Source organism: Arsenicicoccus cauae (assembly GCF_009707125.1).
In the GTDB taxonomy this organism is placed as follows: Bacteria; Actinomycetota; Actinomycetes; order Actinomycetales; family Dermatophilaceae; genus Arsenicicoccus; species Arsenicicoccus cauae.
Genome location: NZ_WLVL01000021.1, coordinates 1 through 22,886, shown reverse-complemented (window position 1 = coordinate 22,886; position 22,886 = coordinate 1). Strand labels below are relative to the sequence as shown.

Below are 22,886 nucleotides of genomic sequence, written 5' to 3'. Positions count from 1 at the left end.
GGTGGGGCATGACAGGTGTCATGCCCCACCCCTGACTGCTGTGCGTATGCCGTCCGCCCGCCGCCCGGCAGGGTTGAGGCATGACACGAAACCGGTACTACTGCGTCGTCTTCCCCATCCTGTGCCTGGTGCTCGGTTACCTCGGGTACTGGCTGCACGAGCACCGCGGCCTCGAGTACGGCCCCACCGGCATCGCCATCGCGGTCCTCGCCGTCGCCGGCGGCTGGCTCCCGCAGCATTGCCGCCAGGACGCCACCGCGGCGCCGTCGGCTGAGCGACCCGCCTCCTGACCTCACGGTTCCCGTGCGGTATGCCGAGACAGGGGGCGGCATACCGCACGGGTAGGGTCGAGGCCATGCGTGTCTCGGCCCCTCGTCTCTCGGCCTCCCTGCTCCTGGACCTGCTCCTCGTCGTCGCCTTCGCGGCGATCGGACGACGCTCGCACGCCGAGACCGGCGCGCTGGTGGGGGTCCTGAGCACCGCGTGGCCGTTCCTGGTCGGCTCGCTGGTCGGGTGGGGCGTCGCGCTCGCGGCGCGGCTCGTGCCGACCACCGTGCGCGGCGGCGTCCCGGTCTGGCTGTGCACCGTGGCGGTCGGAATGCTGCTGCGGGCCGTCACGGGGGCCGGCACCGCGTTCAGCTTCGTCCTGGTCGCGACCACGGCGCTGGCCATCCTCCTGCTCCTGCCCCGGGTCGTCGTGGAGCGCTCGCAGCGCCGCGCCGGCGCCTGACCCGCACGCCCCTCACCCCCAGCGCCCGTCACCTCGCGCGCCCGCCACCCCGCGCCGGGGGCGAGGGTGTCTCGCTGTGCAGGGTGCGACGGGCGCGGCCACGTGGGTCGGCCGGGTTCTGGCTGGGCCGGTCCCGGGTGCGCCGGCGAGGCGGGCGCGGTCAGTCGACCTTGAGGTCCTTGCCGCCGACCAGCGTGTGGAGGTTGACGATCCGCTCGCCGCGCTTGCCGGAGATGCGCGCCCAGTCGTCGGGGTTCGTCGTGTTGGGGAGGTCCTCGTTCTCGCGGAACTCGGCAACGTAGGCGTCCATCAGGTGCTCGAGCCGCAGCCCGCGCTCGCCGGTGGTGATCAGCGCCTTGATCGCGGCGGTCTTGGCCCGGTCGACGATGTTCTGGATCATCGCCCCGGACGCGAAGTCCCGGAAGTAGAGCACCTCCTTGGCGCCCGACAGGTAGGTCACCTCGAGGAAACGGTTGTCCTCGCTGGCGGCGAACATCCGCTCCATCACGGCGTCGATGAGGTCCTCGACCGTCGCGGCCGGGTCGCCGTCGTGGTCGTCGAGCTCGTCGGCGTGCAGCGGGACCTCCGTGGTGAGGTACTTCGCAAAGATCTCGCGCGCGCCCTGCTCGTCCGGGCGCTCGATCTTGATCTTGACGTCGAGGCGGCCCGGCCGCAGGATCGCCGGGTCGATCATGTCCTCGCGGTTGGAGGCGCCGATGACGATGACGTTGTCGAGGCGCTCGACGCCGTCGATCTCGGCGAGCAGCTGCGGCACGATCGTGGTCTCGACGTCCGAGGACACCCCGGACCCACGGGTGCGAAAGAGCGAGTCCATCTCGTCGAAGAACACCACGACGGGCGTCCCCTCGTCGGACTTCTCCCGCGCCCGCTCGAAGATCAGGCGGATGTGCCGCTCGGTCTCGCCGACGTACTTGTTGAGCAGCTCGGGGCCCTTGATGTTGAGGAAATAGCTCTTGGGCGCCTCCTCGCCGGTCTGCCCGTTGCGCTCGGCGACCTTGCGGGCGAGCGACGCGGCGACGGCCTTGGCGATGAGCGTCTTGCCGCACCCGGGCGGGCCGTAGAGCAGGACCCCCTTGGGCGGGCGCAGGTGGTGCTCGCGGTAGAGCTCGGGGTGCAGGAAGGGCATCTCGACCGCGTCGCGGATCTGGTCGATCTGCGGGGACAGCCCGCCGATGTCGGCGTAGGAGATGTCCGGCACCTCCTCGAGCAGCAGCTCGGACACCTCGGCGTGCGGCACGGTCTCGAGCACGAAGCTGCTGCGGGCGTCCAGCAGCACGGCGTCGCCCGGGCGCAGCCGCACGCCCTCCAAGGACCCCGCCACCCGGACCACGCGCTCCTCGTCGTTGCGCAGCAGCACGATCACGCGGTGGTCGTCGAGCCGCTCCTTGACGATGACGATCTCACCGGCCTGCTCGTAGTCGGCGAGCCCCACGACGACCAGCGCCTCGTTGAGCCGCACCTCGCGCCCCGGGCGGATCTCGGCCATCGGCAGGTCCTTGGACACGGCGACCCGCAGCTTGCGCCCGGCGCTGGTGATGTCGGCGGTGCCGTCGTCATATGTCCGCTGCACGACCCCGTAGGTCGACGGCGGTGCGGCGATCCGGTCGATCTCCTCGCGCAGGCTCGTGATCTGGTCGCGGGCCGCCTTGAGCGTCGTGGTGAGCCGCTCGTTGGCCTGCCCGAGGGCGCCGTTGGCGGTCCGCAGCGCCGACAGCTGGGTCGTCAGGTCGCGGATGCGGGCGGCGTGCGCCTCGCTGGTCGGGTCATAGCTCACCGGTCCACCTCCTGCTCGTCGGGGCGGTCCTCGCCCGTTGCGTCCTCGTCGGTCCGGGCCGTATGCCGGTCCGCCGGCGTCTGGCCGTGGTCGCCGTCAGGGCCGGGGTCGCCGTCGCCGGCCTCGCCGTCACGTCGCCGGGGCGCCATGTCGGGCGGGGGTGCCTCGCCGGTGACCGTGCGGCGGATCTTGCGCAGCCGCTTGTCGGAGACCACGCGCTCGCCCACGTCCTCGGGCGTCCACTCGCGGTCGACCTCCACGCCGAAGGGCTGCTCCTCGGGGTCCTCGGGGCCCTTGGCCGGGCGGCGCTTGCGCAGCGGCGGGGTGACCCCGGGCGCCAGACGGCGCGTGGTGATCAGGAAGCCGGTGTGGCCGTGCATGCGGTGCACGGGACGCACGGCGAGGCCCTCCAGGTGCCAGTCGCGCTCGATCGTCTCCCAGGCGTGGGGCTCGGTGAAGCCGCCGTGCTCCTTGGCCCCCTCGGCGACGCGGGACAGCTGGGTGGCGGTCGCGACGTAGCAGATCAGCAGGCCGCCCGGCACGAGCGCGTCGGCGACGGCGTCGAGGCACTCCCAGGGCGCGAGCATGTCGAGGACGACGCGGTCCACCGACCCGGGCGCGCAGACCTCGGGCAGGGTCTCGGCCAGGTCACCGACCGTTACCGTCCAGGCGGGGTGGTCGGCGCCGAAGAAGGTGCGGGCGTTGCCGCGGGCGATCTCGGCGAAGTCCGCGCGCCGCTCGAAGGAGTGCAGGCGCCCCTGGTCGCCGATGGCGCGCAGCAGCGACATGGACAGGGCGCCGGACCCGACTCCGGCCTCGACGACGGTGGCGCCGGGGAAGATGTCGGCATACTGCACGATCTGGCCCGCGTCCTTGGGATAGACGACGGCGGCGCCGCGCGGCATGGACATGACGTAGTCCGACAGCAGCGGGCGCAGCGCGAGGAACTCCTCGCCGGCGGTGTTGGTGAGCGTGGACCCGTCGGGCAGCCCGATGACGCCGTCGTGCAGGATGCGGCCGCGGTGGGTGTGGAACTCGCCGCCCGCCGCGAGGGTGATCGTGTGCATCCGCCCGCGCGCGTCGGTCAGCTGCACCCGCTCGCCGGGCTGGAAGGGGCCTCGGCGTCCGGCCGCGCCGGTGGGCTGCGGCGGGGCGAGGGGCGCGGTGGCGTCGGGCTGTGTCGTCATGGTCCTCCCACTGTAGTGAGCCGCACCGACAGACCCCGACCGCGTTCGGCGCCGGGCCCTCCTGCGGGTCAGGCGCGACGCGTCGCCGCGTCCTCGACCTCCCCGGCGTCGAGCAGCCCGTGGCCGCCGCTCGGCAACCGCACCAGCACCACGCCGGCCCCGAGCTGGGCCATCCGCTCGACCGCGTCGGTGACGGGGGCGTCGGGCGGCAGGTCGACGACCCAGCCGGACGGCTGCTGGTGGGCCACGGCGAGGGCGGGGGTGGCGGCCTGCTGGTCCACGGGCACCGACTGGACCGCGCGCGGGTCGACCACCGCCGTCGGCACCCCCCGCGCGTCCGTCACGGCGACGACCTGCGCTCCCTGGGCGCCGAGGAGCCGCACCGCGTCGGCCACGGAGGAGCCGGTCGGCACCAGGGCCGTGGGGTGCAGCAGGTCGCCGAGGCGGACCCGGTCGAGCAGCGCGCGGGCCCGGGCCGAGCGGATCGCGCCGCCGGCCCCCGCCCACAGGAAGCTGCCGATGAGCGCGCCCCAGGCGATCGAGAAGAAGTCGGGTGCCCGGCCGGCGAGCAGCGGCCTCCCGATGAACCACAGGGCCACCAGCGCCGCGAGGACGCGTCCGCTCCACCCCGCGACCAGCAGGCCCGCCGTGCGGCGACCCGTGATCCGCCATACGAGAGCGTCGAGCACGAACCCGCCGTCCAGGGGCAGGCCCGGCAGCAGGTTGAAGACCGCGACGAAGGCGTTGGAGTAGGCAATGGCGCCCATGAGCAGCCGGGGCACCCCGACGGGGGTGACGGCGAGGAGCTGCCAGGCCACCAGGGCCAGGGCAGCGCTGGCGAGCGGCCCCGCGAGGGCCACCATCGCGCTGCGGCCGGGCGTGTTGCTGTCGGACTGGTATGACGTGTGCCCGCCCATCAGGTCGGCGACGATCCGGTGCACCCGGTGCCCGAACGCCTGCGCGGTCAGCGCGTGCGCCGCCTCGTGCGCGAGGACCGACACGAGCAGCAGCAGCGCGTAGGCGAACGCCACGGCGTACGCCCCGGCCCCGAGATCGGGCCGCGACCGGGACAGCGACGGGCCGAAGGTCGCGAGGATGACCAGGACGAGGATCGGCCAGGTGCGCCCGAGATAGATCGGCGTGCCGCGCAGCGACCCGATCCGCCAGCCCGGGTGGGTCTGCGCCTCGGCGTCCACGGCCGGCTCGAGGGGGCGGTCGGGCGGCGTCGGCTGGGGTCCACGCGGGTCGGACATGGCGCGAGCCTACGTGGCGCAGGGGGTATGTCGGTGCCAGGTCCTATCGTCGGTCCCATGGTTGCCGCCCTGTCCCCGAGCCGAGCCGCCGACTTCATGCAGTGCCCGCTCCTCTACCGCTTCCGCGTGATCGACCGGCTGCCCGAGCCGCCGTCGTCCGCCGCGGCGCGGGGCACGCTGGTGCACTCGGTGCTGGAGCGGCTGTTCGACGTGCCGGCGCCGGAGCGCACGCTCGAGCACGCGGCGTCCCTCGTGGGGCCGCAGTGGGAGGCCCTGCTGGCGGAGCGGCCCGAGCTGGCCGAGCTGATCGGGGACGGCGACGAGGCCACCGAGCTCGCGACCTGGCTGACCTCGGCGACGGCGCTGGTCGAGCGGTGGTTCGGGCTGGAGGACCCCACCGACCTCGAGCCCGCCGAGCGTGAGCTCTATGTCGAGTGCGACCTCGACGGCCTGCTGCTCCGGGGGTATGTCGACCGCCTGGACGTCGCGCCCAACGGCATGATCCGCGTGGTCGACTACAAGACGGGGCGCTCCCCGTCGGTGCTCTTCGAGGGCAAGGCGCTCTTCCAGATGAAGTTCTACGCCCTCGTGCTGTGGCGGCTCCGCGGCGTGGTGCCGTCGATGCTGCAGCTCGTCTACCTCGGCAACGCCGAGATCGTGCGCTACCAGCCCGACGAGGCCGACCTGCGGGCCACCGAGCGCAAGCTCAAGGCGCTGTGGCAGGCCATCGTCCGGGCCGCCGAGACCGGCGACTGGCGGCCCAACCGGTCCCGGTTGTGCGACTGGTGCGCCCACCGCGACCTGTGCCCGGCGTGGGGCGGCACTCCCCCGCCCATCCCCGAGGGGGCGGTCGCGCGCGCTCTCGACCCGGCCGCCTCGGCCCCGGTCGACCGCGACGTCGAGGACGAGGACGACCCGCTCGAGGCCTGACGCGACCGTGGCCTGACATGATCGGGGCGTCATGACTGTCGCCCACACGATCGCCACGCCCGCCGTCGCAGGGGGCGCCGTCGCCCAGGTGCTGCCCCGGCTGGGGGTGACCCCGGAGCGGGTGTCGCTGATGTGGCTGCTGGTCGCCTTCGTGGTGACGACGGTGCTGACGCGGGCGGCGACGCGCTACATCCGGCATCGGGCCGACCGCGCCCCGGCCGGCGCCCGACCACGCGGGCCGATCCGCGACATCCTCATCAACGGCGTCCACATCCACCACCAGGTGTGGGGGATCCTGCTGATCCTGGTCGTCGGCCTCCTCCAGGTGGCCTACCGCCCGACCGGGGTGGCGGCGGACCTCGCGGCGGCGGCGTTCGGCGTGGGGGCGGCGCTGACGCTGGACCAGTTCGCGATGTGGCTGCACCTCGAGGACGTCTACTGGGCGCCGCGGGGCCGCACCTCCGTCACCGCCCTGATCACCACCGCCATCATCGCCCTCGCCCTCCTGCTCGGCACCGACCCGCTCGGGCTCGCGTCGACGCCGCGCGGGTCCGGAGCGGTGCGCTGGGCGGTGTCGGGTGTCCTGGTCGTCAACGTCCTCGCCGCCGTCGTCTGCCTCCTCAAGGGCAAGCCGTGGCTGGCGGTGGTCGGCATGTTCGTGCCTGGCATCGCCTGGGTCGGCGCGGTCCGTCTCGCCCGCCCGCGGTCACCGTGGGCGCAGCGACGTTATGCGGCCGGCAGCGAGCGCGAGCGGCTGGCGCAGGCGCGCCAGCGTCGCCACGAATCCCGGTGGAACGCCGTCGTCGACTTCATCGGCGGACCCCCCTCCCGCTGACGGACCACCCCCGCCCCGCCATTGGTCACCAATGACGTCTCCCCCACGTGTTTGAACGATTCAATACGCCATTGGTGACCAGTCGCGGGCCGTGGGTTGCGGTGGTTCGGGGTGGGTGTGGGGTCGCGGCACCCGCCGTCAGGCGAACAGCCGCCACAGCTCGGGGATCGACGCGCCCGTCATGGTGGGGACGATGCGCAGGCCTTCCTGCTCGGGGATCTCCACCATGTGCGGGATCCCCACGGTGGGCACGCCCGCCGCCAGCGCGGACGCCAGCCCCGTGTTGGAGTCCTCGATCGCGAGGCAGTCGCGGGGCGCCACGCCGAGCAGGCTCGCCGCGGTGAGGTACGGCTCGGGGTGCGGCTTGCCCCGCGTGACGACGTCGCCGGTCACGACCGCGTCGAAGGTCCCCGCGGGCAGCGCCTGGACCATGACGTCCGCGAAAGCGGCATACGACATCGTCACCAGCGCGCACGGCACCCCGAGCGACCGGGTCGAGGCGAGCAGCGCCTGGGCGCCAGGTCGCCACGGGATGTGCTCGCGGAACCGCCGGATGACGCCGGCGAGCAGGGTCTGCACGACGTCCTCGCGCGGCATCGTCACGGGCGTGTGCGCGCGGATGTAGTCGGCGGACCACAGCAGTGCCTGGCCCACGAGCTGGTGCGCGTGCTCGTCGGACCACTGCCCGCCGTAGGCCTCGACGAGGGCGTACTCCTCGGCGATCCAGTAGGGCTCGGAGTCGACCAGGGTGCCGTCCATGTCCCACAGGACGGCGGCGGGCAGCGCGGCGCGCTCGGTCATCGGGCTCGTGCTCCTCGGGTGCGCGTCGCTCATGCCTTGAAGTAGCTCGCCTCGGGGTGATGCGCGATCAGCGCGTCGGTGGACTGCTCGGGGTGCAGCTGCAGCTCCTCGGACAGGGTCACACCGATCCGCTCGGGCTCGAGCAGCGCCACCAGCGTCGCGCGGTCCTCCAGCTCCGGGCACGCGGGGTAGCCGAAGGAGTACCGCTCGCCGGTGTACTTCTGGCGCAGGATGTCGCCCAGCGCGGTGGCATCGGCGCCCGACACGCCCAGCTCGGAGCGGACGCGGGCGTGCCAGTACTCCGCGAGGGCCTCGGTGAGCTGCACGGACAGGCCGTGGAGCTCGAGGTAGTCTCGGTAGGCGTTGGCCGCGAACAGCTCCGCCGTCGCGCCGGCGACCCGGTCACCCATCGTCACGAGCTGGAAGGTGACGACGTCGGGCTGCCCGTCGGCCTCGACGGCCTCCTTGGGACGCCAGAAGTCGGCCAGGCACAGCCGCCGGTCGCGGCCCTGGCGCGGGAAGGTGAAGCGGGCCCGCTCGCCGCCGAGCTCGATCGTTCCGTCGGGGCGCTCGGTGTGCTCGAGCACCACGAGGTCGTTGCCCTCGCTGTAGCACGGGAAGTAGCCGTAGACGACGGCGGGCTGCACGAGGTCCTCGGTCTTGATCCGGTCGAGCCACATGCGCAGCCGCGGCCGGCCCTCGCGCTCGACGAGCTCGTCGTAGGACGGGCCGTCGTCGGCGCGCGACGGCTTGAGCCCCCACTGGCCGAGGAAAGTGGCCCGCTCGTCGAGGTAGCCCGCGATGTCGCTGGTCGCGATGCCCTTGACGACGCGCGTGCCCCAGAACGGCGGGGTCGGGATGGGCACGTCGACGGCGACGTCGGAGCGCCGGGTGTCGACCTCGACGGGTTCGGCGGCTTCCGTATGCCGTGCTGCGACCCGCCGCTCGCGGAGCGGGGGCAGGGCGTCGGACAGCTGCACGGTGGGGTCCGCCTTGGCCTTGGCCACCGCGTCCATGAGCCGCAGCCCCTCGAAGGCGTCCCGCGCGTAGCGCACGTGCCCGTCATACAGCTCGGCGAGGTCCTGCTCGACGTAGGACCGGGTGAGGGCCGCGCCCCCGAGCAGGACCGGCCAGCGGTGGGCGAGGGAGCGGGAGTTCAGCTCGAGGAGGTTGTCCTTCATGATCACGGTGGACTTGACCAGGAGCCCGGACATGCCGATGGCGTCGACCGCGTGCTCCTCGGCCTTGTCGATGATCTCGTTGACCGGCACCTTGATGCCGATGTTGACGACCTCGAAGCCGTTGTTGGACAAGATGATGTCGACGAGGTTCTTGCCGATGTCGTGGACGTCGCCCTTGACGGTGGCGAGCAGGACCTTGGCCTTGGCCTCGCGCTTGCCGCCGCCCGCCGCGGCCTCGATGTGCGGCTCGAGGTGGGCGACGGCGGCCTTCATCGTCTCGGCCGACTGCAGGACGAAGGGCAGCTGCATCTTGCCGGAGCCGAACAGCTCGCCCACGGTCTTCATGCCGGCCAGGAGCATGTCGTTGATGATGGCGAGGGGGTCGTGCCCGGCGGCCATGGCCTCGTCGAGGTCGGCCTCGAGTCCGTTGCGCTCGCCGTCGATGATGCGCTGGCCGAGGCGCTCCTCTAGCGGCAGGGCGGCGAGGGCGTCGGCGCGCTCCTGCTTGAGGGAGGTCGAGTCGACACCCTCGAAGAGCTCGAGCATCCGGGCCAGCGGGTCGTAGGTGCACTCGGACTCCCCCGGCTCGCCGGCCCACTCACGCCGGTCGTGCACGAGGTCGAGGGCGACCTGGAGCTGGTCCTCGGGGATGCGCGAGATCGGCACGATCTTGGCGGAGTTCACGATGGCGCTGGTCAGGCCGGCCTTGACGCACTCGGCGAGAAAGACCGAGTTGAGGACCTGGCGCGCCGCCGGCTTGAGGCCGAAGGACACGTTGGACACGCCGAGGGTGGTCTGCACCCCCGGGTAGCGGGTGGTGAGCTCGCGGATCGCCTCGATGGTCTCGATGGCGTCGCGGCGCGTCTCCTCCTGGCCGGTGGCGATCGGGAAGGTCAGGCAGTCGACGACGATGTCCTCGACGTGCATGCCGTGCTCGGTCGTGAGGGCCTCGATCAGGCGTGACCCGACGGCGACCTTGTGCTCGCGGGTGCGGGCCTGGCCCTGCTCGTCGATGGTGAGGGCGACGACGGCGGCGCCGTGCTCGGCGACCAGGCGCATCATCCTGGCGTAGCGGGACTCGGGGCCGTCGCCGTCCTCGAAGTTGACGGAGTTGATGACGGCGCGGCCGCCGAGGCGCTCCAGCCCGGCCTGGATCACGGCGGGCTCGGTCGAGTCGAGCACCAGCGGCAGGGTGCTGGCGGTGGCGAAGCGGGACACGACCTCGCTCATGTCGGCGGCCCCGTCACGTCCGACGTAGTCCACGCACACGTCGAGCAGGTGGGCGCCGTCGCGGGTCTGGGCGCGGGCGATCTCGACGCAGTCGTCCCACTTCTCGGCGAGCATCGCCTCGCGGAAGGCCTTGGAGCCGTTGGCGTTGGTCCGCTCCCCGATCGACAGGAAGGACGCGTCCTGGCGGAACGGCACGGGGGCATAGAGCGAGGCGACGCCGGGCTCGGGCCGCGGGGTGCGCTCGCCGAGGGGTCGGCCGCCGACCGCCGCGGCGACGGCGCGCAGGTGCTCGGGCGTCGTGCCGCAGCAGCCGCCGACCAGGGCGACGCCGTAGTCCTGGGTGAAGGTGCGGTGCGCCGCCGCCAGCTCGTCCGGCTGCAGCGGGTAGCGCGCGCCGTCCTTGGTCAGCTCGGGCAGGCCGGCGTTGGGCATGCAGGTCACCGGGATGCGCGACTGCTGCGACAGGACCCGCAGGTGCTCGCTCATCTCGGCCGGGCCGGTCGCGCAGTTGAGCCCGATGGCGTCGATGCCGAGCGCCTCCAGGGCGGTCAGCGCCGCGCCGATCTCCGACCCGAGCAGCATCGTGCCCGTGGTCTCGACAGTGACCTGGACGATGACCGGCAGCGTCTCGTCGGCCGCGGCCAGCGCGCGCTTGGCGCCGACCACCGCGGCCTTGGCCTGCAGCAGGTCCTGGACGGTCTCGACGAGGAGCGCATCGGCACCGCCGTCGATCAGACCGCGGGCGTTCTCGGCATACGCGTCCCGCAGGGTGGCGTAGTCGATGTGCCCGAGGGAGGGCAGCTTGGTGCCCGGGCCCATCGACCCGATGACATAGCGCAGCTTGTCCGGCGTCGACCAGTGGTCGGCGGACTGGCGGGCGATCTCGGCGCCCGCGCGCGCCAGCTCGTAGATGCGGTCGACGATGTCGTACTCGCCGAGGTTGGCGTAGTTGGCGCCGAAGGTGTTGGTCTCCACGAGGTCCGAGCCGGCCTCGAAGTAGGCGTCGTGCACCGAGCGGACGACGTCCGGGCGCGTCACGTTGAGGATCTCGTTGCAGCCCTCGTGGCCCTGGAAGTCGTCCATGCTCGGGTCGGCCGCCTGGAGCATCGTGCCCATGGCGCCGTCGGCGACCAGGACTCGTCGGGTCAGTGCGGTGCGGAGCTCGTCCGAGCGTGCGCTCACGGCTGGGCCTGCCTTTGCAGTCGGGGACCTGGCGAAGTCTAGGCTGGGTCGAAGCATTGGCGTGGACGCGTCCGTGTTGCGTCATCCCGCCGTCAGCCCGCTAGTCAGTCCGCAGTCAGTCCACCAGTCGGTCCACCAGGAGTGCGCGTGATCCAGTTCGATGACCTACCGCCGCTGCGGCGACCCGTCATGATCGCCGCCTTCGAGGGGTGGAACGACGCCGGCGAGGCCGCCACCGACCTCGTGTCGCATCTGTCGCAGGCGTGGGACGCCGAGCCCGTCGCCGCGATCGACCCGGAGGAGTACTACGACTTCCAGGTGACGCGTCCGCGCATCGTCAGCCAGGACGGCGAGCGGCTCGTGACCTGGCCGACGACGCGGATCCTGCACGCGACGCTGCACGGCGAGGACCGCGACGTCCTGCTCGTCGAGGGCATCGAGCCGTCCGTGCGGTGGCGCGCGTTCACCGAGGAGCTGCTGGACCTCGCCGAGCAGGCCGGCGTGGAGCTGCTCATCACGCTCGGCGCCTACCTGGCGCCCATCCCGCACACCCGCCCCATCGGCACGGACGTCACCTCCGAGAGCTCCGAGCTCGCGCACCGGTTCGACATCTCGCCGTCCGGCTACGAGGGACCGTCCGGGATCGTGGGGGTGCTCAACCTGGCGGCCGAGCAGATCGGTATGCCGGCGGTCAGCGCCTGGGCCGCGATCCCGCACTATGCCGGGTCGGCGCCCTCCCCCAAGGCCTCGCTGGCGCTGCTCGGACGCCTGGAGGAGCTGCTGGACATCACGATCCCGCGGGGCGACTTCCCCGACGACGCGGTGGCCTGGCAGCACGGCGTCGACGAGCTGGCGTCGGGCGACGAGGACGTGGCGGAGTACATCTCGTCGTTGGAGGAGGCGCAGGACACGGCGGACCTGCCCGAGGCGAGCGGCGAGGCGATCGCGCGCGAGTTCGAGAAGTTCCTGCGTCGCCGCGACACCGACGGCCCCGGCACCCCGCCCGGCAAGCACTGACCTACCGGGGGTAAGGGCATCGACCGGCCTCCGTCCCCCAGGCGGATGATCCCGCCCCCGGTAAGGGCATCAGCCGGCCTCCGTGCCCCAGGCGGATGATCCCGCCCCCGCTCGCCCTACTGGCGCCATTGGTCACCAATGATCGGATCGCACCCCTTTGGAACGATCCAAAACGTCATTGGTGACCAATGGCGCGGGGTGAGCGTGGCCGTATGCCGGAGGCGGCCCGCGGCACTCGTGGTCGCCGTCGCCGCGCCGAGTGTCCGGGCCACGAGGCCGCCCTCACGTGACGAAGGCGCTGGCTCGACACAGCGTTGTCACGTGCAGGCCCGCGTGGCGTGCTAAAGGTGCTGGCTCGACGCAGCTTTGTCATGTGCAGGCCCGCATGGCGTGCTGAAGGTGCTGGCTCGACGCAGCTTCGCCGCCCCTGCTACCCCGGCGCCTGGACCTGCCCGCGGTGGGTGCGCAGGCTGCGCAGGAACGCCGCCTCGTCCACCGGGATCTCCTGCGCCTCGGTGGCGTCGCGCTCGGGCACGCTCGTCGTGACCCGATAGATCCCCGAGTCCCGGTGCAGGTAGCGGTAGTTCACCAGCTCGCGCCGCAGCCAGGCGTGGTCCTCGTGCGCCGCGCCGAGGATCGCGGTGACCTCGCTCTCGGCATACGACCGCCCGATCTCGAACCGGCTGAGCAGGTGCAGCAGCACGGCCACCCGCCGGCGCCTCTTGACGGGGATCGACACGATCCGCTCCCCGTCGACGAACGGCCGCACCAGCCGGGCGATCTCGTCGACGGCGCGGGTCACCTCGGGGGGCGGGAGGGCGAGCACGGCCGCCTGCGCCGCGGTGTAGGTCTCACCGGTGCGCTCCATGCGCGCGCGGATGACGGTCTTGAGGTCTGCGTCCTGGGTCATCGTGGGTCCTCGACGCTGCGCCTGCGTGCCCCAGCCCACGCGCGCAGCGGGTCGCCGACGATGTGGTGGTTGCTCGTCCGAGGATCTGCTCCCCTTGGCCCGGTGCGGCACGGGCTGGGGACCGGTGCGCGGGCTGGGCGTCGGGCGACGCCGCTGGGGCCCAGCCTGCCCAACCCGTATGCCGACCGTCAACCCGCTGTGCGGGGTCAGCGCACGTCGACGCCGAGCAGCGCGTCGAGCGCAGCCACGACCTCGCCACCGGCTCCCGCATCCGTCCCGCTCGCGGCGGCCCACGCGTCGACGGCGGCCAGCGCGGCCGGGGTGTCGAGGTCCTGGCACAGGGCGGCGCGGACTTGGGCCACGACTTCATCCGCATCCGGTGCCGCCTCACGCGCGACGGCGACGCGCCAGCGGTCGAGGCGGTCCTGGGCCCGAGCGAGCAGGTCTTCGGTCCAGTCCCAGTCGGTGCGGTAGTGCTGGTCGAGCAGCACCAGCCGCACCGCCATAGGGTCGACGCCCGTCTCGCGGAGCCGGGACACAAGCACGAGGTTGCCCTTGGACTTGCTCATCTTGGCGCCGTCGAGGCCGACCATCGCCTGGTGGAGGTAGGCCTGCGCGAACCCACGCTTCCCCGTCAGCCCGGCGGCCTGGACCGCGGACATCTCGTGGTGGGGAAAGATCAGGTCGGTGCCGCCGCCCTGCACGTCGAAGCCCATGCCGAGCGTGTCCAGCGCGATGGTGGTGCACTCGATGTGCCAGCCCGGTCGGCCGCAGCCCAGCAGCCCTCCGGCCCAGGCGGGTTCGCCGCGCCGCTCCGCGCGCCACAGCAGCGGGTCGAGGGGGTCGCGCTTGCCGGCCCGGTCGGGGTCGCCGCCGCGGTCGGCATACACGCTCATCATCTGGTCGCGGCTCCACCCCGACACCTCGCCGAAGCTCTCCTGCTGCGCCAGGTCGAGGTAGTAGTCGGCCGCGCCCTCGCGCACCAGGTCATGCTCGCCCTCGGGCACCGGCACGGGGTATGCCGCCCCCGTCTCGACGAGCTGGGCCACCTGGTCGGCGATGGCCTCGACCGACTCGACGACGCCGACGTAGTGGTCGGGCGGCAGCACCCGCAACGCGGTCATGTCATCGCGAAAGAGCTGGATCTCCTTGGTGGCCAACGCGGTCCAGTCGACACCGTCGCGGGCGGCCCGCTCGAGCAGGGGGTCGTCGACGTCGGTGATGTTTTGCGTGTAGTGCACCTCGTGCCCCGCCTGGCGCAGCGCGCGCCCGAGCAGGTCGAAGGTGACGTAGGTCGCCGCGTGGCCCATGTGGGTCGCGTCGTAGGGCGTGATCCCGCAGCAGTAGATCCGGGCCGTTGGGCCGGGTGACAGCTCGACCACCTCGCCTCGCGCTGTGTCGTGGAGGCGTACGGGCAGCGGGCTGCCGGGGACGGGCGGGACGGCGGGTGCGGGCCAGGACTTCACGCGCAGAGCCTAGCGGCGCCCGCGGACAACCCCTGCCCGCGTCCAGACCTACCGGGGGCGGGATCATCAGCCTGGCGAACGAAGCCCGGCTGATGCCCCTACCCCCGGCGGGATCATCAGCCTGGCGAACGAAGCCCGGCTGGTGCCCCTACCCCCGGCGGGATCATCAGCCTGGCGAACGAAGCCCGGTCGATGCCCCTACCCCCGGTAGGTCAGAGTGGGGGCCAGGGGATCGGGTACTGCCCGGGGTTCGGCTCGGGATAGGTGCCGGCCGCCAGCAGCGCCGACACGCGCGCCGCCAGCGAGGCGATCTCGTCCTCGCTCAGCAGCCCCACCAGCCCCTGCACCAGCGCGGACCCGGGTTCGCCGAGCAGCGACTCCAGCAGCGACAGGCGCTCCACCTCGGCCGCGGGCAGCGGGTCACCGACCCAGCCCCACAGCACGGTCCGCAGCTTGGGCTCGGCGTGCAGCGTGATCCCGTGGTCGATCCCCCACGCGCGACCGGTCGGGTCGACCAGGACGTGCGAGCCCTTGCGGTCGGCGTTGTTGACCACGCAGTCGTATGCCGCGAACCGCGCCGCCGCCTCGTCGTCCCGGTGCACGACCACGACCTGCTCGCCGGCCGGGGTCTCCCCCGTGAACACCGGGATCACGCCCTCCCCGATCGCGTCGGGTGCGACCAGGTCGACCATCGGGCTTGCGTCCGCGTCGTGGTCGATCCACAGCTGCACCGACCCGGGGCCGAGGGGCCCCTCGCGCAGGACGGTCGGCGGCACGACGGCATACCCGCCCTCGTGCGACACCAGGAACGCCGCCGTCTCGCGCTGCGCCAGCGTCCCCGGCGGGAAGTCGTGCAGCGGGCGTTCGCCGCGCGTCGGCTTGTAGATCACGCGGATCGGCGCCTGCCCGCTCTCGTCCTCGCCGTCCCCCACCAGCCCGAGGAACACGCCGTTGGACGCCTCCACCAGCTGCCCCACCAGGCGCAGCTCCTCCCCCGCCAGGCGTCCGAGCATGGCCTCGACGGCGGCCCGGTCCGTCGGATCGACCACCGGGTTGGGCAGCATCAGCTCGGGCGGGATCTCACCCGACGCCTCGCGCGCCTCCTCGCCCGGCGTCTCGTCGGGACTCACGTCACCGCTTGTAGCCGTTGGCGCGCGGACAGATGTGCCCCTCGGGGTCGAGCGGCTCGCCGCAGAAGGGGCAGGGCGCGCGCCCCGCCGCCACCAGCGCCAGCGATCGGCGGGCAAAGGCTCGCGCCGCGGCCGGGGTCAGCACGACGCGCACGACCTGCGGGTCGCTGGGCACCGCGCCGTCCAGCCCGTGGGCGGCCACGTCCTCGGGGTCGGGCTGCTCCTCGAGGTCGCCGTCAGAGCAGTCGATGATCACGACGTCGCGGCGGTCGTCGTACGCGAGCCCGATGCTCTGCACGCGGAACTCGTCCTCGATGGGGGTGCCGAGCGGCTCGTTGTCGACGAGTCGCGCGGCGGCGGCGTCGGAGCCGGTGAGGGGGGCGTGCACGTCGAGCAGGTCGTTGCAGCGGTCGGCGAGGATCTGGACCTGCTGCTTCTCCAAGGACATGCTCGTCAGCCGGCCGCGACCCGCGGCCTGGAGAAAGAACGTGCGCTGCCCGGGCGGCCCGACGGTCCCGGAGACGAACCTCTCGGGCGGGTCGAAGATCTGCTGCGGCATGTCCCGACCCTAAGCCGTCCCACCGCCCACGGCGGCATCACCGCGCGGAGTCTCGTCCTTCGGGCGGGTGGGGGCCAGCCCGGAGAGGTCATGGCCTCCGTCGTTGAGGCGTATGACGAAAGGCCGCGTCGCCGTGTAACGGATCACCGACAGGGACGCAGGGCCCACGACGAACCGTTGGAACAGGTCGAGGTGCGACCCGGCGGCGTCGGCGAGGATCGCCTTGATGACGTCTCCGTGGCTGACGAGCAGCCACACGGCGTCGGGCCCGTGCTCGGCCTCGACGAGACGGTCCAGGTCGCGGACGGCGGCGACGGCGCGGTGCTGCAGGTCGGCGATGGACTCGCTCGCGTGCTCCTGCGACGCCGGGAAGCGCGCCCGCGACGGGTGGTCCTGCACGGTGCGCCACAGGTCCTCCTGGGCGAGCTCGGCGAGCGGACGCCCGGTCCACGCGCCGTAGTGGCACTCCCCGATCGCGTCCACCGTCACCCGGCGCGCCTCGCCCCAGCCGCCGTCGTGCGCCCGCGCGGCGGCATACAGCTCGTCCGCGGTCTCCTGGCAGCGCTGCAGCGGGGAGACGGCAGCAAGCCGGACGGGCAGCCCGGCGAGGCGGGTCGCGAGGTCGCGCGCCTGGGCTCGTCCCTGGTCGTCGAGGCCGACCCCCTCGGTCCAGCCGGCGAGCAGTCCGGTCGCGTTGGCGTCGGTGCGTCCGTGACGGACGAGCAGCAGCGTGGGCACAGCACCACTGTGCCACGCGCCACCGCCCCTCGGCTCGACGGTCCCGCAGCCTCGCGACCCTGCAGGCCGTACCCTTGCTGGTTGTGATCGTCGACCAAGCTCTCTACCGCCACGGCCGCCGGATGCCCTGCGGGGACCTGAGCGAGGAGCTCGCCGCGCTGCGGGACCGCGCCGACGACGGGTTCTTGTGGATCGGGCTCAAGGACCCGACCGACGAGGAGTTCGCCCTCGTCAACGACGAGCTCGGGCTGCACCCCCTGGCCGTGGAGGACGCGCTCACCGGCGAGCAGCGCGCCAAGCTCGACATCTACGACGACACGATCTTCATGGTGGTCAAGACGCTGCGCTACGTGGAGCGCACGAGCGACGTCGAGACCGGCGAGGTCATGCTGTTCATCGGCGACAAGTTCGCCCTCACGGTCCGCAGCGGCGAGGCCAACCCCCTGGCCGGCGTCCGCGCGCGCCTCGAGCTGGCGCCGGAGCACCTGGCTCACGGCCCCGCGGCGGTGCTCTACTCCGTGCTCGACTCCATCGTCGACAACTACCTGGTGATCGACGCGGAGCTGGACGACGACCTCGACCGGATCGAGCGCGACATCTTCGGCGGCGCCAAGGGCGACCACGCGTCCGAGATCTATGAGCTGAAGCGTGAGGTGCTGGAGTTCAAGCGGGCCTCGGTGCCGCTGGCCGAGCCGGTGCGCCGCCTCGCCAAGGACCGCTCGGTGCCGGTGGTGCACAAGGCGGCTCGCCCGTTCTTCGCCGACGTGCTCGACCACCTGCTCAAGGTCAACGACCACGTCGAGTCCTACGACCGGCTGCTCACCGACGTGCTCAACGCCCACCTCGCGCAGATCGGCGTCAAGCAGAACGAGGACATGCGCAAGATCTCCGCGTGGGCCGCGATCGGCGTCCTCCCCACGATGATCGCCGGCATCTACGGCCAGAACTTCGAGTACATGCCCGAGCTCAAGGCCAGCGTCGACGTGGGCGGGCACGAGTTCTACTACGGCTACTTCGTGGTGATGGCGCTGATGGTGACGGGCTGCACGTTCCTCTACCGCCGCTTCAAGCGCTCCGGGTGGCTCTGAGACCTGGATCCGCCCGACGGCCGGACTTGCCACACGTAACGCCTGACGTGGCCAAACTGCTGGTGCGACGCACTTTCGCCACGCCTTGGGGCGCCTGACGTGGCCAAACTGCTGGTGCGACGCACCTCGGCCCCGACGCGCGTTGGCCGTGGCCCCCACCGTGCTCAAGGCCGTATGCCGAGAACCGGCCGCCTCGTCGTGACGCGACCGGTTCCGGCATACGACGTGAGGCCCGGCGATCAGGTCGCGGACATCCACCCGGCGGCCAGGGCCACCAGCACGGCCGCGCCGACCAGCACGCGCCACGAGACGAAGAACATCAGGCTGTTGTTCTTCACGAACTTCAGCAGCCAGGCGATCGAGGCGTAGGCCACGACGAAGGACACGATCGTGCCGACCGCCAGCTGGCCGAGGCCGACCACGGAGGTGTTGACGTCCTTGAGCTCGTAGAGGCCGGCGCCGACCAGCGCGGGGATCGCCATGAAGAACGACAGCTCGGTGGCCGTGACCCGGTCGAGGCCGCGGAACAGCCCGGCGGTGATCGTGGTGCCGGAGCGCGACACGCCGGGGACCAGCGAGAAGCACTGCATGAGGCCGATGATCACGCCGTCCTTGACGGTGACCCGGCTGCCCTCGGGGCGGTCCTGGCCGGCGGCGACGAGCCGCGCGTGGTATCGCTCCCCCGCCCAGATCACGATGCTCCACAGGATCAGGGCGCCGGCGACGACCCACAGGCTGCGCAGCGGCCCCTTGATCAGGTCCTTGAAGAGCAGGGCGGCGACGACGACGGGGATCGAGCCGACGATGACGGCCCACGCGAGCGAGTAGTCCTGCCGCTCACGGGCCTTCGGGTCGCGGAGGCCGGCGACCCAGGCGAGGAACATCGCCTTGATCTTGCCCCAGAAGTAGATGAGCGTCGCGAGGATCGCCCCGAGCTGGATGACGGCGGTGAACGACGTGATCGCGGGGTCGTCGATCGGCAGGCCCAGCATCTTCTCGGCGATGGTGAGGTGGCCGGTCGAGGAGACGGGGAGGTACTCGGTGACTCCCTCGACGATCCCGAGGATGATCGAGTCCAGATAGCTCAGGGCAGACACGTGGTTCGCTTTCGCGTCGGTGAGTGGGGGTGCAGGGACGGCCCGCAGGGGTGGGCCGCCGACCATTGTGGCCCCTGCCGCCTCCACGAACGCTGACAACGCCGAGATCCGGGTGGATCTCGGCGTCGTCAGGCGCGCGGGCGGCCGGTGCGGTGGTGGACGACCAGCCGGTATGGCGAGAAGCCGTCAGCGGCGGGGGCGGCGGTCGTCGCCGTCCTCCTCCTCGTCATCCTCGTCGTCGTCTTCGTACTCCTCGTCGTCGAGGCCGACGTAGGGGCCGTCCTCGTCGTCGTCATCGTCGTCGTCGGTGTAGATGCCGAGCGGCGTGACCTCCCCGAACGCGTCGTCGAGGGCCTCGTCGTAGGCCTCGAACGCGTCGGCGAGCTCCTGGTAGGCGTTGACCACGGCGGGGTCGTCGTCGCCACGGCGCGAGGCCGCAGCCTCGAAGTGACGCTCGATCGCGGAGATGAAGGTGGCGAGGGCGGCGCGCGGCTCGGTGCTCATGGGACAGACGTTACCCCGTCGACGCGGACGACAGCCATGGGACCTGGGGGTTCATGGCATGGTGGTGCCGAGGGACGGGCCGGAGCCGGGATCTGGCTTGTCGGGACCGTGGGACCGTGGGACATGGAGGGAGCCGAGCCGTATGGCGGAGTACGAGTACCGCACCGTGACGTTCCGCCGGGACGCGAGTCGCGGCGAGATCCGTCAGGCGCTGACCGACGAGGCGGAGTACGGCCACTGGGAGCTGACCCGGATGTCGCTCTACTGGGGAGGGGTGCGCCGCGCCGAGATCCGCCGCCGCGTGATCCGGGTGACCCGCACCGCCTGAGTAGGCATACGGCTCAGCAGGTGGCGAGCAGCCGCTGCAGCACGCGCGTCCCGAACTCCAGGGAGTCCACGGGGATCCGCTCGTCGATGCCGTGGAACATCCCCACGAAGTCCAGGTCGGCGGGCAGGCGCAGCGGGGCGAAGCCGTAGCCCGTGATCCCCAGCCGCGACAGGGCCTTGTTGTCGGTGCCGGCGGACAGGCAGTACGGGAGCAGCAGCGATCCGGGGTCCTCGGCCTGCAGGGCGTCCGCCATACGATCCACGAGGTCGCTGCCAAAGGGGGCCTCGAGCGCGGTGTCGCGGTGGTGCACCGAGACCTCGACCCGGTCGCCGGCGAGGGCGCGGATGGTGTCCATGAGCTCGTCCTCGTGGCCCGGCAGGTAGCGGCAGTCCAGCGTCGCGGAAGCGGTCTGCGGGATGACGTTGTGCTTGTAGCCGCTGTCGAGCATCGTGAAGCTGCTCGTGTCCTGCAGCGTGCCGAGCACGAATCCCCGTGCGCCGCCGATGTGCTCGAGCAGCTCGCTCGCGTCCTCGTCGGTGTAGCCCGTGCCCGTCACGGAGGACAGCCCGTCGAGCAGCTCGCGGACGCTGGCGATGTAGGTGCGTGGCCACTTGTGGGCGTTGATGCGCTCGATCGCCTGGGCGAGGTGCACGATCGCGTTGTCGTCGTTGGGGACCGAGCCGTGGCCGGCGCGACCGTGGGCGGTCAGGCGCAGCCAGGCGATGCCCTTCTCGGCGGTCTGCAGGAGATAGGCGCGCACCTGATCGCCGGTGTCCTTGCGCGGGATGGTGACGGAGTAGCCGCCGACCTCGCTGATCGCCTCGCTGGCGCCCTCGAACAGCTCGGGGTGGTGGTCGACCATCCAGCTGGACCCCTTGACGCCGCCCGCCTCCTCGTCGGCGAAGAAGGTGAAGACCACGTCGCGCGGCGGCTTGGTGCCGGTGCGGGCGAGGTGGCGCAGGTTGGCCAGGATCATGGCGTCCATGTCCTTCATGTCCACGGCGCCGCGTCCCCAGATGCAGCCGTCCTTGACCTCGGCGCTGAACGGGTCCACCGACCAGTCCCCCCCGTCGGCGGGCACGACATCGAGGTGGCCGTGCACGACCAACGCGGGCCGCTCGCGGTCGCTGCCCTCGACGCGCACCGACACGTTGGCCCGCTTGTCCTCGGACTCGGCGTAGAAGGGGTCCAACCCCACCTCGGTGAGCTGCTCCATGACGTACTCCGCGCAGGCCCGCTCCCCCGGCCCCGACCCGTCGCCGTAGTTGCTGGAGTCGATCCGGATGAGGTCGCGGCAGATGCGCTCGACCTCCTGCGTCGGGTCCGTCACGGTCGTCTGGGCGCTCGAGTCGGTCATGCCCCCGACCCTATCCCTTCCGTATGACGCACCCCCGGCCACCGCCACGACCAACGGCCTCAGGCCCGGCGCTCACCTCCCGTCCACGGTCTTCACTGGTCGGCGAGGAGCCAACGCAGCGAGTCAGCCCAAAGCAGGAGGTCTTCTTATGTATTGGTGAGGAGACCCGCCCTGGATCGCGCACGGGCGGCGCTGATAGGCCCGATCTGCGCCTCGATGGCGTGCAACTGTTGCCCGGCCTGTTCGCGCGTGAGTTTCTCAACGATCGCGTCTCCCATGGCGGCCTCCCGTGGTTCTTCTCGCTACGTGGTCGACGCTAGCCGCTACCACCGACAGACCGCTCGGCTCTTGCGAGGCCGCCGCGTCAGGCCTTGCGAGGTGCGGTGCTCCTGACGTCCGTCACCGCGAAGCGCGCGTCGTTGGCGTCCATCTTGGCCGTGACGGCAGCGCCGAGGTCGAGGTCGAGGGCGTTCGCCAGGTGCAGCAGATAGATCAGCACGTCAGCCATCTCCTCCCCGGCGCGGGTGGTCGAGACGCCTTCACCCGAGGGCGCGGCCCACTGGAACAGCTCTGCCAGCTCGCCCACCTCCCCCGTCAGCGCCAGGATCAGCGACTTGGGGTCGTGGAACTGCGCCCAGTCGCGCTCCGCGGTGAAGGCGGCGGCGCGGGCGGCGAGGTCCGAGAGGGGGGCGTTGGACTTCATACGGCTGAGCCTGTCACGGCGCTGCGCCCCACAGCACGTGGGGCCACCTCGTAGGCTGGCGCTCCCGACGTCGCAGAGGATCCGGAGGCCCCGTGGCAGGTAAGGCGTTCGTGAGGCGCATCCACTTCCACGAGAGCGCCCTCACCGACCTGGTCGAGGAGCTGCAGCGGGCGGGCACCGACGACGAGCGTCGTCTGGCGCGACACCTGCTGGACTTCCCGACCGTCTACGTCGTGCACAAGGGCGATGGCGCCGGACGTTACGAGGTGTACGTCGGGGAGACCTCGGACATCCGCAGCCGGACCGTGCAGCACCTGCGCGCCGACATCCTTGTCCGGGAGGACTGGGCGGATCTTGCCAAGGCCACGGACGCTCAGATGTACGTGATCGGCCACCAGCACTTCACCAAGTCGATGACGCTCGACGTGGAGAACCGTCTCATGCACTGGCTCAACGGCTCCGACGCCGTCGCGCGGCTGCACAACCGGAAGCACAATCCCCAGAACGACTACTACTCCCGGGACCTGCTCGATGCGGCGTTCCGTGACACCTGGAACCAGCTGCGCCGGCACGACGACGTCCTGTTCCCCACCGAGAAGATCGTGCGCGAGTCGGCGCTGTTCAAGGCATCGCCCTTCCACAAACTCACCCAGCAGCAGCTTGCGGCGAAGGCCCGAATTCACGACGCGATCGTGGATGCCCGCGTCTCGAATGCCACGGGTCAGCTGATCCTGGGACTGTCCGGCTAACGGTGTAAGTGGCGTTTGCATGGTCAGCGGTCCTCCGCCGCGGGCATGCGGTCGGCGAAGGTGATGGCGAACGCGTTCAGTGCTGGCTTCCACCTAGTGACCCATCTTCTCTGTCC

The 22,886-nt window shown here is 71.8% G+C and carries 22 protein-coding genes; 8 read left to right on the top strand and 14 right to left on the bottom strand.

Going from position 1 to position 22,886, the window contains the following annotated elements; all coding sequences use genetic code 11:
• Window positions 1-80: 80 nt before the first annotated feature.
• Together GGG17_RS05720 and GGG17_RS05715 are read left to right on the top strand one after the other, a co-directional pair.
• A complete protein-coding gene (locus GGG17_RS05720; protein WP_154592808.1) occupies window positions 81-290 on the top strand; it encodes a hypothetical protein in 210 nt (69 codons plus the stop codon).
• Window positions 291-355: 65 nt separating this feature from the next.
• Window positions 356-730 carry a DUF3054 domain-containing protein gene (locus GGG17_RS05715; protein ID WP_154592807.1) on the top strand — a complete coding sequence of 125 codons (375 nt, stop codon included), beginning with the start codon at window positions 356-358 and terminating at the stop codon, window positions 728-730.
• Between the two features lie 160 nt (window positions 731-890).
• Here the strand turns inward: GGG17_RS05715 and arc are convergent, their stop codons facing one another.
• The 3 genes from arc to GGG17_RS05700 all read right to left on the bottom strand — a co-directional run bounded on the left by arc (window position 891) and on the right by GGG17_RS05700 (window position 4,965).
• Window positions 891-2,525, bottom strand: a complete 1,635-nt coding sequence (arc, locus tag GGG17_RS05710) for a proteasome ATPase (protein WP_375804504.1) — start codon at window positions 2,523-2,525, stop codon at window positions 891-893.
• Window positions 2,522-3,712: a tRNA (adenine-N1)-methyltransferase gene (locus GGG17_RS05705; RefSeq protein WP_154592806.1), complete on the bottom strand. Its 1,191-nt coding sequence runs from the start codon at window positions 3,710-3,712 to the stop codon at window positions 2,522-2,524. The genes arc and GGG17_RS05705 overlap by 4 nt, the downstream gene beginning before the upstream one ends.
• A gap of 68 nt (window positions 3,713-3,780) precedes the next feature.
• Complete coding sequence (locus GGG17_RS05700) at window positions 3,781-4,965, bottom strand: M50 family metallopeptidase (RefSeq protein ID WP_154592805.1); 1,185 nt, start codon at window positions 4,963-4,965, stop codon at window positions 3,781-3,783.
• Window positions 4,966-5,022: 57 nt separating this feature from the next.
• On the opposite strand from GGG17_RS05700, the gene GGG17_RS05695 reads away from it, so the two are divergent.
• Both GGG17_RS05695 and GGG17_RS05690 read left to right on the top strand, forming a co-directional pair.
• Window positions 5,023-5,895, top strand: coding sequence for a RecB family exonuclease (locus tag GGG17_RS05695; protein ID WP_154592804.1), 873 nt, complete (start codon window positions 5,023-5,025; stop codon window positions 5,893-5,895).
• A 31-nt stretch (window positions 5,896-5,926) separates the two neighbouring features.
• Entirely contained in the window at window positions 5,927-6,730 is an 804-nt protein-coding gene (locus GGG17_RS05690) for a hypothetical protein (RefSeq protein WP_230082731.1), read from the top strand.
• A 138-nt stretch (window positions 6,731-6,868) separates the two neighbouring features.
• Here GGG17_RS05690 and GGG17_RS05685 read toward each other — a convergent pair whose 3' ends face one another.
• Both GGG17_RS05685 and metH read right to left on the bottom strand, forming a co-directional pair.
• The gene (locus tag GGG17_RS05685; protein WP_230082730.1) at window positions 6,869-7,531 is read right to left on the bottom strand and encodes an HAD family hydrolase; all 663 of its coding nucleotides are present in this window, start codon (window positions 7,529-7,531) and stop codon (window positions 6,869-6,871) included.
• A gap of 29 nt (window positions 7,532-7,560) precedes the next feature.
• Window positions 7,561-11,181, bottom strand: a complete 3,621-nt coding sequence (metH, locus tag GGG17_RS05680; RefSeq protein ID WP_154592802.1) for a methionine synthase — start codon at window positions 11,179-11,181, stop codon at window positions 7,561-7,563.
• Between the two features lie 90 nt (window positions 11,182-11,271).
• On the opposite strand from metH, the gene GGG17_RS05675 reads away from it, so the two are divergent.
• Entirely contained in the window at window positions 11,272-12,141 is an 870-nt protein-coding gene (locus GGG17_RS05675; RefSeq protein ID WP_289033810.1) for a PAC2 family protein, read from the top strand.
• Window positions 12,142-12,571: 430 nt separating this feature from the next.
• On the opposite strand, the gene GGG17_RS05670 is transcribed toward GGG17_RS05675, so the two are convergent.
• The 5 genes from GGG17_RS05670 to GGG17_RS05650 all read right to left on the bottom strand — a co-directional run bounded on the left by GGG17_RS05670 (window position 12,572) and on the right by GGG17_RS05650 (window position 16,944).
• Window positions 12,572-13,051 carry a DUF2087 domain-containing protein gene (locus GGG17_RS05670; protein WP_154592801.1) on the bottom strand — a complete coding sequence of 160 codons (480 nt, stop codon included), beginning with the start codon at window positions 13,049-13,051 and terminating at the stop codon, window positions 12,572-12,574.
• A gap of 206 nt (window positions 13,052-13,257) precedes the next feature.
• Window positions 13,258-14,517, bottom strand: a complete 1,260-nt coding sequence (gene mshC / locus GGG17_RS05665) for a cysteine--1-D-myo-inosityl 2-amino-2-deoxy-alpha-D-glucopyranoside ligase (protein WP_311966451.1) — start codon at window positions 14,515-14,517, stop codon at window positions 13,258-13,260.
• A 212-nt stretch (window positions 14,518-14,729) separates the two neighbouring features.
• Complete coding sequence (locus tag GGG17_RS05660) at window positions 14,730-15,647, bottom strand: Rv2133c family protein (protein ID WP_311966450.1); 918 nt, start codon at window positions 15,645-15,647, stop codon at window positions 14,730-14,732.
• 1 nt (window position 15,648) lies between these two features.
• Window positions 15,649-16,206, bottom strand: coding sequence for an Rv2134c family protein (locus tag GGG17_RS05655; RefSeq protein WP_154592799.1), 558 nt, complete (start codon window positions 16,204-16,206; stop codon window positions 15,649-15,651).
• A gap of 9 nt (window positions 16,207-16,215) precedes the next feature.
• A complete protein-coding gene (locus GGG17_RS05650; protein WP_288799668.1) occupies window positions 16,216-16,944 on the bottom strand; it encodes an Rv2135c family putative phosphatase in 729 nt (242 codons plus the stop codon).
• Between the two features lie 83 nt (window positions 16,945-17,027).
• On the opposite strand from GGG17_RS05650, the gene corA reads away from it, so the two are divergent.
• Window positions 17,028-18,032: a magnesium/cobalt transporter CorA gene (gene corA, locus GGG17_RS05645; RefSeq protein WP_311966449.1), complete on the top strand. Its 1,005-nt coding sequence runs from the start codon at window positions 17,028-17,030 to the stop codon at window positions 18,030-18,032.
• Between the two features lie 239 nt (window positions 18,033-18,271).
• Here the strand turns inward: corA and GGG17_RS05640 are convergent, their stop codons facing one another.
• Together GGG17_RS05640 and GGG17_RS05635 are read right to left on the bottom strand one after the other, a co-directional pair.
• Entirely contained in the window at window positions 18,272-19,129 is an 858-nt protein-coding gene (locus GGG17_RS05640) for an undecaprenyl-diphosphate phosphatase (protein ID WP_288799672.1), read from the bottom strand.
• Between the two features lie 186 nt (window positions 19,130-19,315).
• Window positions 19,316-19,633 carry a primosomal protein gene (locus GGG17_RS05635; protein WP_154592798.1) on the bottom strand — a complete coding sequence of 106 codons (318 nt, stop codon included), beginning with the start codon at window positions 19,631-19,633 and terminating at the stop codon, window positions 19,316-19,318.
• Between the two features lie 142 nt (window positions 19,634-19,775).
• On the opposite strand from GGG17_RS05635, the gene GGG17_RS05630 reads away from it, so the two are divergent.
• On the top strand, window positions 19,776-19,961 hold the full coding sequence (locus GGG17_RS05630; RefSeq protein ID WP_154592797.1) for a DUF5703 family protein: 186 nt from the start codon (window positions 19,776-19,778) through the stop codon (window positions 19,959-19,961).
• Between the two features lie 13 nt (window positions 19,962-19,974).
• On the opposite strand, the gene GGG17_RS05625 is transcribed toward GGG17_RS05630, so the two are convergent.
• Together GGG17_RS05625 and GGG17_RS05620 are read right to left on the bottom strand one after the other, a co-directional pair.
• On the bottom strand, window positions 19,975-21,318 hold the full coding sequence (locus tag GGG17_RS05625) for a M20/M25/M40 family metallo-hydrolase (RefSeq protein ID WP_154592796.1): 1,344 nt from the start codon (window positions 21,316-21,318) through the stop codon (window positions 19,975-19,977).
• A 364-nt stretch (window positions 21,319-21,682) separates the two neighbouring features.
• The gene (locus GGG17_RS05620) at window positions 21,683-22,021 is read right to left on the bottom strand and encodes a nucleotide pyrophosphohydrolase (RefSeq protein ID WP_154592795.1); all 339 of its coding nucleotides are present in this window, start codon (window positions 22,019-22,021) and stop codon (window positions 21,683-21,685) included.
• A 92-nt stretch (window positions 22,022-22,113) separates the two neighbouring features.
• Between GGG17_RS05620 and GGG17_RS05615 the strand changes: the two genes are divergently transcribed.
• A complete protein-coding gene (locus tag GGG17_RS05615; RefSeq protein ID WP_154592794.1) occupies window positions 22,114-22,770 on the top strand; it encodes a GIY-YIG nuclease family protein in 657 nt (218 codons plus the stop codon).
• Window positions 22,771-22,886: the final 116 nt, after the last annotated feature.

What these genes read in the sequence shown, in the direction of transcription:
- GGG17_RS05720 (WP_154592808.1), top strand. Translation starts at nt 81, where the DNA reads ATGACACGAAACCGGTACTACTGCGTCGTCTTCCCCATCCTGTGCCTG.
- GGG17_RS05715 (WP_154592807.1), top strand. Translation starts at nt 356, where the DNA reads ATGCGTGTCTCGGCCCCTCGTCTCTCGGCCTCCCTGCTCCTGGACCTG.
- GGG17_RS05705 (WP_154592806.1), bottom strand. Translation starts at nt 3,712, where the DNA reads ATGACGACACAGCCCGACGCCACCGCGCCCCTCGCCCCGCCGCAGCCC.
- GGG17_RS05700 (WP_154592805.1), bottom strand. Translation starts at nt 4,965, where the DNA reads ATGTCCGACCCGCGTGGACCCCAGCCGACGCCGCCCGACCGCCCCCTC.
- GGG17_RS05695 (WP_154592804.1), top strand. Translation starts at nt 5,023, where the DNA reads ATGGTTGCCGCCCTGTCCCCGAGCCGAGCCGCCGACTTCATGCAGTGC.
- GGG17_RS05690 (WP_230082731.1), top strand. Translation starts at nt 5,927, where the DNA reads ATGACTGTCGCCCACACGATCGCCACGCCCGCCGTCGCAGGGGGCGCC.
- GGG17_RS05685 (WP_230082730.1), bottom strand. Translation starts at nt 7,531, where the DNA reads ATGACCGAGCGCGCCGCGCTGCCCGCCGCCGTCCTGTGGGACATGGAC.
- metH (WP_154592802.1), bottom strand. Translation starts at nt 11,181, where the DNA reads ATGCTTCGACCCAGCCTAGACTTCGCCAGGTCCCCGACTGCAAAGGCA.
- GGG17_RS05670 (WP_154592801.1), bottom strand. Translation starts at nt 13,051, where the DNA reads ATGACCCAGGACGCAGACCTCAAGACCGTCATCCGCGCGCGCATGGAG.
- GGG17_RS05655 (WP_154592799.1), bottom strand. Translation starts at nt 16,206, where the DNA reads ATGCCGCAGCAGATCTTCGACCCGCCCGAGAGGTTCGTCTCCGGGACC.
- GGG17_RS05635 (WP_154592798.1), bottom strand. Translation starts at nt 19,633, where the DNA reads ATGAGCACCGAGCCGCGCGCCGCCCTCGCCACCTTCATCTCCGCGATC.
- GGG17_RS05630 (WP_154592797.1), top strand. Translation starts at nt 19,776, where the DNA reads ATGGCGGAGTACGAGTACCGCACCGTGACGTTCCGCCGGGACGCGAGT.
- GGG17_RS05625 (WP_154592796.1), bottom strand. Translation starts at nt 21,318, where the DNA reads ATGACCGACTCGAGCGCCCAGACGACCGTGACGGACCCGACGCAGGAG.
- GGG17_RS05620 (WP_154592795.1), bottom strand. Translation starts at nt 22,021, where the DNA reads ATGAAGTCCAACGCCCCCCTCTCGGACCTCGCCGCCCGCGCCGCCGCC.